9 protein-coding genes are annotated in these 13,190 nt (G+C 56.5%); 6 read left to right on the forward strand and 3 right to left on the reverse strand.

Annotation, left to right across the window (positions count from 1 at the left end):
- The first annotated feature begins 148 nt into the window (after positions 1 to 148).
- From HNI00_RS16275 to HNI00_RS16285, 3 genes are read left to right on the forward strand one after another with little or no spacing between them, the layout of a single operon-like run.
- The gene (locus tag HNI00_RS16275) at positions 149 to 1,678 is read left to right on the forward strand and encodes a sensor histidine kinase (protein WP_316787605.1); all 1,530 of its coding nucleotides are present in this window, start codon (positions 149 to 151) and stop codon (positions 1,676 to 1,678) included.
- Complete coding sequence (locus HNI00_RS16280) at positions 1,653 to 2,975, forward strand: sigma-54-dependent transcriptional regulator (RefSeq protein WP_316787606.1); 1,323 nt, start codon at positions 1,653 to 1,655, stop codon at positions 2,973 to 2,975. The genes HNI00_RS16275 and HNI00_RS16280 overlap by 26 nt, the downstream gene beginning before the upstream one ends.
- Positions 2,963 to 4,321, forward strand: coding sequence for an RNA polymerase factor sigma-54 (locus HNI00_RS16285; protein WP_316787607.1), 1,359 nt, complete (start codon positions 2,963 to 2,965; stop codon positions 4,319 to 4,321). The genes HNI00_RS16280 and HNI00_RS16285 overlap by 13 nt, the downstream gene beginning before the upstream one ends.
- Here HNI00_RS16285 and HNI00_RS16290 read toward each other — a convergent pair.
- Entirely contained in the window at positions 4,281 to 5,021 is a 741-nt protein-coding gene (locus HNI00_RS16290; RefSeq protein WP_316787608.1) for a response regulator transcription factor, read from the reverse strand. The genes HNI00_RS16285 and HNI00_RS16290 overlap by 41 nt on opposite strands.
- Positions 5,022 to 6,206: 1,185 nt before the next feature.
- Here HNI00_RS16290 and HNI00_RS16295 point away from each other — a divergent pair.
- Positions 6,207 to 7,556, forward strand: a complete 1,350-nt coding sequence (locus HNI00_RS16295; protein ID WP_316787609.1) for a class I SAM-dependent methyltransferase — start codon at positions 6,207 to 6,209, stop codon at positions 7,554 to 7,556.
- A 179-nt stretch (positions 7,557 to 7,735) separates the two neighbouring features.
- Complete coding sequence (locus HNI00_RS16300; protein ID WP_316787610.1) at positions 7,736 to 9,100, forward strand: S8 family peptidase; 1,365 nt, start codon at positions 7,736 to 7,738, stop codon at positions 9,098 to 9,100.
- A 146-nt stretch (positions 9,101 to 9,246) separates the two neighbouring features.
- Here HNI00_RS16300 and HNI00_RS16305 read toward each other — a convergent pair whose 3' ends face one another.
- Together HNI00_RS16305 and HNI00_RS16310 are read right to left on the reverse strand one after the other, a co-directional pair.
- Positions 9,247 to 11,265 (reverse strand): protein kinase domain-containing protein, encoded by a 2,019-nt coding sequence (locus tag HNI00_RS16305; RefSeq protein WP_316787611.1) that lies wholly within the window; start codon positions 11,263 to 11,265, stop codon positions 9,247 to 9,249.
- Between the two features lie 29 nt (positions 11,266 to 11,294).
- Positions 11,295 to 11,549 carry a Ycf34 family protein gene (locus tag HNI00_RS16310; protein ID WP_172355722.1) on the reverse strand — a complete coding sequence of 85 codons (255 nt, stop codon included), beginning with the start codon at positions 11,547 to 11,549 and terminating at the stop codon, positions 11,295 to 11,297.
- A 292-nt stretch (positions 11,550 to 11,841) separates the two neighbouring features.
- Here HNI00_RS16310 and HNI00_RS16315 point away from each other — a divergent pair, with 292 nt between their 5' ends.
- A complete protein-coding gene (locus HNI00_RS16315) occupies positions 11,842 to 13,143 on the forward strand; it encodes a CCA tRNA nucleotidyltransferase (RefSeq protein ID WP_316787612.1) in 1,302 nt (433 codons plus the stop codon).
- Positions 13,144 to 13,190: the final 47 nt, after the last annotated feature.

The raw sequence follows: 13,190 nt of genomic DNA on the forward strand, positions 1-13,190 counted from the left end.
ACAGGCAATCGCTTCGGACAGGCATCAGGCTGCACCCCGACTGAACCCTTATCCAGGGTGCCCTATCTTCATTCTCTTGCCAATACCTGCCAACACCTAAAATAGCCCACCTAAACAGTAGAGTTCTCTGTAATGCTAATCCTTGATAATGAAACTCCAGATAGATTGGACTGCTTTTTTTCCACGGCTGATGCTTCAGCAGCAGTTGACTTTGTTGCTGATGGTGTTTGTTGGGCTGGGTGGGGCTGCGATGGGTCTATTAGCAGAGGTTTATCATCGCCGTGAAAGCACACTAGTAGCCCGCACCCAGGCCGAACTTTCTCAGGCGAATGCGCTGCTCATTCAAAAATTTTTGGAGTCCGATCTGGTTGATTCTCACCCGTTCGGCAAGCCAGAAGACGACATCCTCTGGCAGCAGTCGAGTCAGGCTCTGGCAGATTTCCCGCGCGTCGAGGGCGGCTTTTATTTGCACCAGGTCGATCAACTTCTAGGTTATGCCTTTCCAACCCACGGGGGTAAGGTGCCTAAGCGGGATGTACCACCTACTGAGCGAGGAATTATCTTAGACTTGGTGCAGCAAACCACAGCGCTGCGCGTGCCCCAAGAGAAGGTGCTACACGCAGGAATTGACATTGTGATCTTGCGGGCGGAGCCACTGCCCTTTCGTGGCGCGGTATGGACGATGAAGCGGATTCCCCAGTCTCAGGATCGTCAGTCTCGGCTCCTAACCCTATTATTGGTGTGTTTAATGCTAGTAGCCGTTGCATGGACGCTGCTGATTCTGGTGCAATTGCGTCATGGCGTGCGATCGCTCCAACACGGCATCAAGGAAATTGAAGAGGGGCGAGCCGATGAAATTGTGCCGCTGACGATGGAGATGGGGCAGGTTGGCGCAGCTATCACCTCCATGCACCAGCGGCGACGAGAACTGGAAAACCGCCTCCAGCGCGTTGAGCGCTTGGCCTCTTTGGGACAACTAGTGGCAGGGGTTGCCCACGAGGTGCGGAACCCACTAGCAAGTTTGCGGCTGAATTTAGAATACTTGGCTCGCCAGGCCCAGCGACAGGGTAATGTTTTGTCGATCGACCACCTCACCGAGCAAATCGATCGCCTAGAGGCATTGGTGCGACAGTTGCTGTACTTTGATAAACGCCAGCAGGATGAGGCATGGGTTCCAGAATCTCTAGAAAAAATTGTGCAGGAGGCAGTTTCTTTGCTCCGTCTAGAGGCTCAACAGCAAGGCATCGAGTTGGTCTATCAGCCCCCTAGGCGATCCCTCCTGCCAATTCCACTGCGCTGTCGCAGCCTCAATCAAATGATGGTGAATCTCATTCTCAATGCCATTCAGGCGAGCCAAGCGGGTCAAGCCATTACAGTGGGAGTGAAGGAGGAGGGCGACTATCTAGTGGCCTGGGTCGAAGATGCGGGGAAGGGGGTGCCTCCTGAAATGAAGGAGCAGATTTTCAATCCCTTCGTATCGACCAAACCTGATGGAACCGGGCTTGGGTTATCCATTAGTCATGAAATTGTCGTGCAACACGGCGGCTATATCGATCTACAATCTCGCCCTGGCTGCACGCGATTCAGCGCGTATCTTCCCAAGCAGCCTAAAACTGGCATAGGCGGTCTAGAGTTAGCAGGACAGGGGCAAAATGGCAAAAATTCTGATCATCGATGATGAGAAGGCCATGCGTCAGGCGATGGTGCAAATCTTGCGCGATGAGGGCCATGAAACCCTAGAGGCGGCCGACGGCAGCCAAGGACTGAAGCTTATTCAATCCTGTGGAGTGGGCGATCGCCCCGACCTAGTATTTCTGGATCTAAAAATGCCCCGCACCCAAGGCATGACGGTACTCAAAACCCTAGGTTCACAGTTGCTAGAGTTGCCTGTGATTGTTATGACTGCTTACGGTACAGGACGCACTGCCATAGAGGCCATGCAGTTCGGAGCCTATGACTACATTATCAAGCCCTTTCCACTAGAAACCCTTCTGAGTTTGACTGAAAAGGCTCTCGCCCATGCCCAAGCGTCGGTGTCGGTCAGCCAAACTAACACCTTGCAAGACCTCGACACAGAGGAACTGTTAGGGCAGTCTACTGCTATGGCAGAGGTGTTTAAGCTCATCGGCCGCGTGTCCCAAACCGACGCTACCGTGCTGATTTTAGGCGAATCGGGCACCGGCAAAGAATTGGTGGCTCAAATGCTGCACAGCAACAGCCGCCGCAGCCGCAGCCCACTAGTCAAGGTCAACTGTGCAGCCCTACCCGAACATTTGCTAGAGGCAGAACTGTTCGGCCATGAAAAGGGTGCATTTACTGGGGCCGACCATCTCCGCATCGGACGGTTTGAGCAGGCTAATGGAGGCACTATTTTCCTGGATGAGATTGGAGAACTGAGTCTCGGCATTCAAGCAAAACTACTGCGAGTGCTACAAGACCGATCATTTGAACGGCTCGGCAGCAATCAAACTCGCACAGTCGATGTTCGCATTTTGGCAGCGACCAATCGCAATCTAGAAACGATGGTGCAGCGTCAGCAGTTTCGAGAGGATTTGTACTATCGGCTCAATGTGCTACGGATTGACTTGCCCCCCCTGCGCGATCGCCTAGAAGACTTGGATCTGCTCACCCAACATTTCCTCAAGCGGCTCGCTATTCAGCACAATTTCCCAAAACTCAGCATGTCAGAAGCCGCATTTCAGAAACTCCAGTCCTACGCCTGGCCGGGCAATGTGCGAGAGCTACAAAACACGCTGGAACGCGCTGTCATTCTATCTGGAGGGCGGATTTTGCTGCCTGATCATCTCTCCTTTAGCCAGATGCCAAAACCCGATCTCAACTTAGAAAATGCGATTAACCAACTTGAGCAAGACCTTATCCGACGCGCTTTGACGCTATACCCTCACTGCGCTCACGAAGCGCTCGGTCTCAGTCTTGATTCCTTCAATCAAAAGCGAGAGCAGTGGAACCTCTGAGCCTATCTTCCAAACCCGCGCTGCACCTCCAGGTTAAGCTCCAGCCCGTTCTTTATCCCAGTTTGCGGCAGCTCGTGCAACTGCTGCCCCTTGATTATCGGCGTGTGCTGCATCGACTCCAATCCGAGGCGTTGCGGAACCCATTTCTCATCGATGCCCAACTCGGTGGGCAACCAGCAGAAACCCTTTTAGGCGATGTGTCTCCTGATTGGTACGAACCTATCGCTGCGCCAGAAACCCTACAGGATCACCTAGAGTCTCAAATTTCGGTTCTATCTGTGTCGCAGCAGCAAAAGCTGCGGGCTCTGCTGCCGTGGATTGCGCCGTCCGGTTATCTAGAAGAATCCCCTGATGTCTGGGCTAGGGGAACGTCTTGGACTCCGCTAGAGTTGGAGGCAATGGTACCCGTGTTGCAGTCCCTCGACCCGCCAGGCGTGGGAGCGCGATCGCTGCGGGAATGCCTCTTGCTTCAGAGCGACCCGACGGACTCTTTGATGACGCAGATTATTCGCAACTATTTGGATGAACTAGCCGCAGGCCTGGCGACATCGGCAGGCCTGCAACCACTGCTGCGTACCCTAAGACACAACTCGCCGGAACTTGCCTCGATCTCTATGTCTGAATTGCAGGCAGCCGTCCGTAGAATCCAGGCACTAGAGCCGCGACCGGGGCGAAATTTTAGCTACGCACCAATTGCAACTGTGGTGCCCGATCTGATCGTTCAGCCAACAAGTGGCGCTGCTGACGGGCCCTGGAAGGTTGCTCTGGTGAGGCCTGTAGAGTCGCGGTTTGGGCTGAATGCCGAGGCGATCGCCCTGCTAAACACTCCCCTACCCCCCGCAAAACGCCAGCAGCTAGAAGTTCTATTCCAACAAGCCCAGAGTTTGCTCACTGCCCTCAGCCAGTGGCAAGAAAACCTGCTAAAGGTAGGCCAGTTCCTTTGCGATCGCCAACAAGCTTTTCTCCGCAGCCGCAATCCGCTCGACCTATTGCCCACGTCCCAGCAGATTGTGGCTCAAGCAGTGAGCCTGTCAGACGCAACAGTAAGTCGAATTGTGCGAAATCGCCATCTGCTGCTCAACATATCACCTCAGCAAATTCTGCCTCTCTCGTCTCTGTGCCCAGCAGCGGCCGTTGGCGGGCGCACTCCCCAGCAAATCCAGCAGGTTATCCAGGAACTGATCCAGGCGGAACCACCCCACAAGCCCTACAGTGATGCCCAGATTGTCCACCTGCTGAAGCTACGGTTTGGGCTGGCAATTGCTCGCCGCACTGTGGCCAAGTACCGCACTCAGCTTAGGATTGCTAACGCCTCCCAACGACGGAAGCTGACGACAACTCCTTGACCAAGTAAAACTTTGGATTTCGCATGGGCATGCGCCGGGGCTGAAAACGGTAGCCCATGCCGCGGACAGTTTGAATGTATCCGTTGCCCATCTTTTTTCGCAGATAACCGATGTAGACATTGACTATATTAGAGCCGGGGTCATAGTCATAACCCCAGACATGCTTGAGTAAATGCTTGTGACTTAACACTCGTCCTGGGTGTCGCAGAAACGTTTCTGCTAAGACAAATTCGCGGGCCGACAGTTCAATCTGGCGACCACCCACCCGGAGTTGGTGGGATTGCAAATTTAGCTCAACGTCACCAACTTGTAACACCATCTCGGCTTTCTGGGCAGCACGGGCATGGCGCAGGCGCAAGCAAACACGAGCCATCAATTCTTCAAGGCGAAAGGGCTTAGCAACACAATCATCTGCACCGCTTTCCAGCCCAGCAACGATATCCTGCACGCTGCCGCTAGCGGAGAGGAGAATAATGGGCAATTGTTCGCCTTGCCCCCGTAATTCCTCTAGCACTGTCCAGCCATCTTTTTTAGGCAACCCCAAATCTAAAATCAGCAGGTCAAACTCCTGGCTGGCAAGCATCTCGCAGGCGGTTTGTCCATCAGAGGCGATCGCCGTCAAAAATCCATCAGCCCGAAATCTCTGTTCCAAAAAGGCAGCAATTCGTGGCTCGTCCTCTGCAATTAATACACGAGTCATAGTCTTTGTTTCCAAATCTCAAATTTTGGCAGGACCTACGCGCTTTCGATAGATTTCCTGGATTTTGAGCAATTTCTTTCAGGCTGCACAGGTCGCAAACAGGGCCTCAAAGATAGTTACACCCGTAGACACTGGTGCAAATTTTGTGCCAACTCCAAATCTCAACTGGCATGAACTTTGCACAAGGGCAATTGTGTAGCCACTGGATGCTACTTTGCCGACTTCCGGCGGATCTCGCTTAGGGAAGCCATCGCTTTCCTGGCCGGACGACCGCTCAGAGCCGGCGTATCCTTCTCGACAACATGAGGATAATTAGCATGAGTCGATTTAGCATGATTCTGATGCTTCGCTGGGGAGCAAGCGTAATGCTCACCTTTGTTCTAGCATCACTGTTCTCAGAGACTGCGGCTGCCACAGTCCGACAACTAAGTCGCGGTTCTGCGGCAGTCGAAGCAAGTACTTACTACGCTCAGATAAAGCAGCCTAAAGGAGGAACTATCTTGCCCAAAGGCACGACTCCTTCGCGTCCCAAGGGCACAGTTGCTCCACCTCCCAAAGGCACGACTCCTTCGCGTCCTAAGGGCACAGTTGCTCCACCTCCCAAAGGCACGACTCCTTCGCGTCCTAAGGGCACAGTTGCCCCACCCCCCAAAGGTACGACTCCTTCGCGTCCCAAGGGCACAGTTGCCCCACCCCCCAAAGGTACGACTCCTTCGCGTCCCAAGGGCACAGTTGCCCCACCTCCCAAAGGCACAACATCACCCCGTGCCTTCTAAACGAGTCTGAATGACTCCAGTTGCAGGCGGAAGGCTGAAGTAAGTAAAGCAATCGCTAAATGGTTGCTAGTCTTACCCAAGTCTCGTTGAGAAACACAGTGGAAGCGAACTTTTCATGCTGAGTATGGCGGAAACTGCCATGCTCAGCTTCGTGACCCAGCTTTTAGTGAGTAAATAGACCATCTTTGCCCACATCAGTCTTATCTACACTAGAGATCTCCACTAGATAGGTGCTGAGTGCTGCTTGGCGAGATAATCTGCAATTGAACTTCATTAATTTCAGGGGAGTAGGATACTTGTGGATATGAATGCTTCTCCGGTCTTGCAGGCTTCTGGCAAACCCATAGACAACTCCAAAGTGCAGCCCATGAAACAGACAGACCCATTACAGCCTCAGGAGCCGAGCGAGATGGTACCCTCGAATCAGAAAACGCCGCTTCAAGAACAAATAAGTGCTTTGCTTCAGCAGTATGAAGCCGCTCCCTATCCAGAAATGCCGGTTGATCAACCTGTTCAGCTAGACGCTGTGACACTCTATCAACATAACCTCACTACGCCCTACTATCTGCTGCATCGTCAGGTAGTGTCTTTGCAAGATAAGGTGATTTTGGATGTGGGCTGTGGCAGTGGATATACGTCGCTGCGATTGGCGATCGCCAATCCAGGAGCAAAAGTCATTGGGATAGACGTATCGCCTACTTCGATTACGATGGCCCGAGAGCGCCTCGCCCAAGCTCAACACCTGCCAGTTGAGTTCCACGTCCTGTCTGTAGAAGAACTGCCAACCCTGGAAATGCAGTTCGATTATATTAACTGCGACGAGGTACTCTATATCTTACCTGACCCTGCCGCCGCTCTGCGCGTTATGAAGAGGATGCTCAAGCCTTGTGGCATCCTGCGAGCCAACTTGCACAGCGCAATTCAGCGGCAGCACTTTTATCGGGCACAGCAGATGTTGTCTCTCCTGGGCGTGTTTCATGAAAAGGCCGGAGCCACAGAGACGAATTTGGTGCGGGAGTTGATGACGGCAATGCCGGACTGGGTAGACCTCAAAGAAAAAACCTGGACTCCTGATGCCAGTGGACGGGTGAGCGACCAAATGATTCGGATGAACTACCTGCTGCAAGGTGACAAAGGCTACACCATTCCTGAACTCTTTGCCCTGCTGAACTCGGTGGGTTTGCGGTTTGTAGACATGGTGAACTGGCAACAGTGGAATCTGCCGCTCTTATTTGGCTCTTTAGAAGAGATGCCAGCATGGATTGGATTCACGTTGCCCCAGTTTTCCTATGAAAAACAGTTGCAGCTCTATGAGCTGATTCATCCCATCCATCGGCTGCTCGATTTTTGGTGTACTCATACAGAAACCCAGCCAGCGGGCCCACTGCCATTTCACTGGTGTGTTCCTGGTCTCAAGCTGAGCGATCGCATCTTTCTCCATCCTCAGTTGCAAACAGCGACAGCGCGAGCAGCCCTAGAAGACTGCATAGCTCACAATCGCCCCTTTGCGCTAGAGCCACATTTGCCGATTTTAGGTGTAAAGCCAATTCTTCTCGACAGCCGCCTTGCGGCCTGCCTGTTGCCCTTGTGGGATAGACCCCATACGGTAGAGGCGATCGCCCAACTTTGGCAACATCTCCAACCGCTACATCCCTGCACGCTGTCTCCAATTTCCCTGGACAATGCGCTAGAAGCCGTCAGCGACCTATTGGAAATGCTTCTACCAAACCTGTATGTTATGGTCGAACATCATGACTAAGGGAATATTGGGGGATATCAAGGGAATATCGGGGAATATCAATGATTTGGCAATAACTTAGCCATGATTTAGCAATTCCGCCCTTCTTCGGGAATCGTTAAGAAGATCCGGAACCCTCCGAAATCCTTAAACTCGGCGGCGTAGACTTCAAGGTAGCTGTGACATGAGACATCAACCCTATGACGACATCCGGAAACAGCCCCTATTCCTCGTCAGGACAGCCCGAAACCACTGGCAGGTATCTTGTCCTGCTAGATACCGACAATATTGATGACGGACTTCGTGCGATGGACGATTCGGCGGGGATTCGCCATTTTGCCCATTCTGCGGACTTTCGCGATCATTCCCCCAGTGGTGAACAGCTTGCCAGCGAAGAGTCGCTTGTCTTTGACGAATTGGGAGTGGCAGTGGTGACAATGGAGCCAGGTCAGGCGCAAGCGCTGAATGCGGCGACCATGCGCGGTGGCTCGGTCATTGCAGTCGAACCGGAGCGGGTCGTGCGGGCGATCGAAGACCCCGATCCCGATGGCTATTTGCCCGCGCCACCCGGATTTGCAGAGACGGACATCATTACGATCCCCGTGGACTACCTCAAGGGCTATCGGGATGCGGTAAATCATCTGGTCGATCGGCTACTGCCGAAAGAGCAGGAGGCAGAGTCGGTGCTGGGGCGTGGCGGGGCCGTTGCCGATGGCTCCATCACCTGGGGGCTGGACGTAACGAAAGCCAGCATCTCGCAATATAGCGGGCTGGGGCTAAAGGTTGCCGTGCTGGATACGGGCTTTGACCTGACCCATCCCGACTTTGTGGGGCGGGCAGTGTCTAGCAAGTCCTTTATCGAAGGGGAAGCGGTGCAGGACGGCAACGGTCACGGCACACACTGCATTGGCACGGCCTGCGGGTCGAAGCTGCCGGAGATTTTGCCGCGCTACGGCGTTGCCTATAATTCCGAAATCTATGCAGGCAAGGTGCTGAGCAATGAGGGCAGCGGCGCAGACGGCGGCATTTTGGCGGGTATCAACTGGGCGATCGCCAGCGGATGTCAGATCATCTCTATGTCGCTGGGGGCGATGGTGCTGCCCGGTCAGAACCATTCTGCGGTGTATGAAAACGTGGGTCGGCGGGCCCTGCGGCGCGGCAGTTTGATCATTGCGGCGGCAGGTAACGACAGCTTCCGGCAGTTTGGCGTGATTGTGCCTGTCAGCCATCCGGCAAATTGCCCTTCGATCATGGCGATCGCCGCTCTGCGCCCCAACCTGAAGATGGCCTCCTTTTCCAACGGCGGCATCAACCGCAACGGCGGGCAGATTGACTTGGCTGCTCCTGGCGTAGACGTATACTCTAGCTGGCCCATGCCCACCCGCTACAGCACCATCAGCGGCACCAGCATGGCCACACCCCACGTCGCCGGACTGGCCGCCCTCCACGCCGAAGCCACAGGCGCACGCGGCCGGGAGTTGTGGGCCCAATTGACTCAGCGGGCCTGGCGTTTGTCGCTGCCGTCGCGGGACGTGGGCAGCGGCCTGGCGCAAGCGCCGGATTGAGTGAGGGAAGAGGGAAGAAGGAAGAGGGAAGAACGAAGAGGGAAGAGGGAAGAGGGAAGAGAGGAGAAGTTCTGTTTTTCGTTTTTCCCGTGAAGTTCCGTTTTTCGTGGGAGCGGTCAGAACTTTGTGTGTCCTAGGTCTGGAAACTAGAAATCAAGGGGTTCAGCCCTGTCATCCGCGTTTTTCTGACCACTCCCTTTTTCGTTCTTCGTTCTTCGTTCTTCGTTTTTTCTCTTTCCCACCCCGTCACTCCCAATCCCCTCCTCCCATATCCTCACCACCTCGTCGGCCCCGCCGCTGACGAGGCTTTTTCCGTCTGGGCTAAAGACAAGAGCGGCGATCGCCCAGGCTCCGCGCAAGGCAGTAGGTCGATGGGCAACGGTCAGTCCAATTTCAGGATGGCGCGTGAGGGGCCAGAGCTTGATCGTGTTGTCGTCACTACCGCTGGCCAGGAGGGTTCCCTGGGGGCTGAGGGCAAGGGTGGTGATGGTGTCTTTGTGGGCGACGATGGGGCGCGTCTGGGCCATGCGGTTGAGGTCCCAAAATCGCAGCGTCTTGTCGGCTCCGGCGCTGATCAGGCTTTGCCAGTCGGCGGTGATGGCCAGCGAGGTAATGCGGTCGGTATGGGCCCGCAGCGTGCCGATCAGTGCGTCGGTTCGCAGGTTCCACAGGCGGATGGTGTTGTCGTAGCTGGCGCTGATTAGCGTGTGCCCGTCGGGGCTGAGGAGCAGGGCGCTAATGCGATCGCGGTGCTTACCCAGGCTGGCAATTTGCTCACCCGTTTCCAAATTCCACAGGTTGATGCGCCCGTCGCCGCCGCCCGTGGCGAACAGGGGTGCGTGCTGGCTAAGGGCGATCGCCGACACCAGCCAGTCGTGCCCGTCAATCGTCCGCATCAGCTTTTGGGTGGCCATGTCCCACTGCTTGATCGTGCCGTCGTCGCTAGCGCTGAGCAGTTCGATGCTGTCGGGGGTAAAGGCCAGAGCGCTGAGGCGATCGCCATGCCCATTGCCAAACAGGCCCCCGTTGCCCAGCGTATGCAGCAGGTCGCCCGTCTCCAGGCTCCACAGCCGGACGGTTTTATCGGTGCTGCCGCTGGCAATCCACAGACCGTCGGGGCTGGTGGCGAGGGTGGTAATGGGGCCAGTGTGGGCAGTAAGGGTGCGGGTGCAGTGCCAGTTGGAAAGCGGAGGCGGGGGGGCGAGGGGGGCGACGGGTTGACGAGGGGCAGGGACGATGGATTGGCGGGGGGCAGGGGGGGAGTTGGGCAGTTTGGGGAGGGGGAAGCCGAGGTCTTTGAGGACGGCGGCGGCGGTTTTGTAGCGGCTGCTGATGGGGCGCTGGAGCAGTTTATTGAGAACGCGGGTGAGGCGATCGCCAATCGGCTCTGGCAAATACTGCCGCCAGATCCAGGCATCCTGCATGGGGGAATACAGATCAAACGGGTGCATCCCGGTCAAGAGGTGAATGCAGGTCACGCCCAGGCTGTAGAGGTCGCTGGCAAATTCGGCCCGCCCCATCACCTGCTCTGGTGCAGCATAGCCCGCGCTGCCAATCATCGTGCCCGTTTTCCCCAGGGCCGTCTGCGTGGCATATTTCGACGCGCCAAAGTCCACCAGCACCAGTTCCCGGTCGCCCTGCCGCTGAATGATATTTTCGGGCTTCAGGTCGCGGTGGATGACGCGCTGACTGTGAATAAACGCCAGCACAGGCAGCAGGCTTTTGAGTAAATCCAGCACCTGCCCTTCGTGAAACACCTTCTGCTCGTGCAGCAGCACTTCCAGATTTTTTCCTGGAATATATTCCTGCACCAGGTATTGCCCGTCCTCATCTTCCAGATGGGCCAGCAGCCGGGGAATTTGGGGATGCTGCCCCAGCCGCCGCAGCCGCTCGGCCTCTTGCCGGAATAGCTCGGCTGCTCGGCGCACATCGCCCCGCTGGAGGGGAAAGAACTGCTTGATCACGCAGTGGCGAGGAGCAGCGGAATGCTGGGCAGACCGTTTGCGCTCGTCGATGGCCAGGAAGGTGCGCCCAAAGCCGCCCTGCCCCAGCAGCTTGACCGCTCGAAAGCGATCGCCCAGCAGTAGCGCTGCCCCGCAGTGCTGACACGTTTCTCCGGTTCCGGGATCTTGCGGCTGCGGGCAGGCAGGATTCAGGCAATGCATTCGGTTCAGTCGATAAGGTCAAAGCGCGATTACGTGGGCACTAGCTCACCCGGACGCAGCTTTGCCCATTTGCCCATTTCTTCGACAAAGCTGAGGCAGCCGACCACATCCCACTCCATTTCGATAATGTCGTCCGCGTCGCCCTGGCGAATATTGACATTAATCGTCGGTTCGGTGGCTTCAAAGTCTGGAAATTCTGTCAGATGGGGCTGCTGATGCTGGTGTTCCACCGCGTGATACGTCGTGCAGCGATCCACGTAATGGCAGTTAACGCAAATACACATCTTAAAAATTCTCCCGCCGCCAGGCCAGTGGGGATTTAGAGTCGTCTGCTTTTATGCTACTCTAGCTCAGTTTGCGAAAAAGCGGCGATCGCCCCTGACAGATATAGCAGAATGGAGGTATTCGGTTTCAGGGGTTAGGGATCGGGGGTCAACGGCTGGGGGCTAGCGGACGAGTGCAGGGGTTGAACCTTGCCTCCCTCGCTCCAGAAAGCACGGTTCTGACCTTTGATCCGTCACCTCCGAGCCATCGTCCGTGGATTCCTTGCTCCCCGACCCCTGACCCCTCCCTCCCTTGACCTACCTCACCCTGCCCACAGACACGCTCACCACGGCTTCTGCCCTGTCGCCCCACACCTGGCCCTTTAGCCTGGAGTGGCTGCCGTCGGATGCGTACTTGGTGGGGGGCAGCGTGCGGGATGCGCTGCTGGGGCGACAGGCAGAGTATCTGGATCTGGATTTTGTGCTGCCGGAAGGGGCGGTGGCCACGGCGCGGGCGATCGCCAATCACTATCGCACAGGCTATGTGCTGCTGGATGCGGAGCGGCAGATTGCGCGGGCGGTGTTTGAGCGGGCCACGGTGGACTTTGCCCAGCAGGTGGGGCCGACGCTGGAGGCAGATTTGCAGCGGCGCGATTTTACCGTGAATGCGATCGCCTACGACCCACACACCGAGCGGCTCTTTGACCCACTGAACGGCTACCGCGACTTGCAGCAGCAACTCATCCGCATGGTTGCGCCAGAGAACCTGAAGGAAGATCCCCTGCGGCTGCTGCGGGCCTATCGGCAGGCAGCGCAGCTTGGCTTTGAGCTAGAGCCAGACACGCAGACCACGATTCAGCGATTGGCAGATCTGCTGGCAGGCATCGCGCCAGAGCGGGTGCAGGCAGAATTGAACTACCTGCTGGGCACGGCACGGGGCACGCGCTTTTTGCAGATGGCCTGGGAAGATGGGCTGTTTTGCACCTGGCTGCCCCACGCGACGGCGACGGGGATGGATCGGGTGGCGCAGATGGACGAGGCGGCGATCGCCCTGGAAACGCGCTGGCCGGCGCTGGGAGCAGAGCTTTCGGGCTGGCTGCGGGATCAGCAAAAGGTGTCGGGGCTGGGGCGAAGCTGGATGCGGATTGCCAAACTGACGGCGCTGGTCTCGCCGGAGGCGGCCGAAGCCGAAGCCGAACTGCGAACCCTGAAGTATAGCCGCAACGAAATCCAGGCGGTGCAGACGGTGCTGCGCTATTTGCCGCAGGTGCCTGCTATCGTGCAGCCGACTGCTACCGCGACTGAACAGTATTTCTTCTTTCAGGGCGTGGGCGCGGCCTTTGGGGCGCTGAGCGTGGTGGCGCTGGCATCGGGCATTTCCGAAGCGGCGATCGCCCCGCTGATTACCCGATTTCTTGACCCCCATGACGCGATCGCCCATCCCCACCCGCTCGTGACCGGGCGCGACCTGATGACCCAGTTGCATCTGCCGCCCGGCCCCCAGATTGGGCAACTGCTTGAAGTTTTGCAACTGGCTCGCGCCGAAGGAAAAATCGCCACACCCGCCGAAGCGCTCGATTTGGCGGCAATCTGGATGCAGCAGCAGTCGGAATAACGACCAGTCGTTCTGAGGCCGCCAGCGCTATAACGGCGTTAGGAGGA

This window comes from Thermoleptolyngbya oregonensis NK1-22, from assembly GCF_032705245.1.
GTDB lineage: Bacteria > Cyanobacteriota > Cyanobacteriia > Elainellales > Elainellaceae > Thermoleptolyngbya > Thermoleptolyngbya sichuanensis.

Bases quoted from the DNA above. Each gene is read 5' to 3' on its own strand.
- HNI00_RS16275 (WP_316787605.1), top strand. From the start codon at position 149: ATGAAACTCCAGATAGATTGGACTGCTTTTTTTCCACGGCTGATGCTT.
- HNI00_RS16280 (WP_316787606.1), top strand. From the start codon at position 1,653: ATGGCAAAAATTCTGATCATCGATGATGAGAAGGCCATGCGTCAGGCG.
- HNI00_RS16290 (WP_316787608.1), bottom strand. From the start codon at position 5,021: ATGACTCGTGTATTAATTGCAGAGGACGAGCCACGAATTGCTGCCTTT.
- HNI00_RS16295 (WP_316787609.1), top strand. From the start codon at position 6,207: ATGGTACCCTCGAATCAGAAAACGCCGCTTCAAGAACAAATAAGTGCT.
- HNI00_RS16300 (WP_316787610.1), top strand. From the start codon at position 7,736: ATGACGACATCCGGAAACAGCCCCTATTCCTCGTCAGGACAGCCCGAA.
- HNI00_RS16305 (WP_316787611.1), bottom strand. From the start codon at position 11,265: ATGCATTGCCTGAATCCTGCCTGCCCGCAGCCGCAAGATCCCGGAACC.
- HNI00_RS16310 (WP_172355722.1), bottom strand. From the start codon at position 11,549: ATGTGTATTTGCGTTAACTGCCATTACGTGGATCGCTGCACGACGTAT.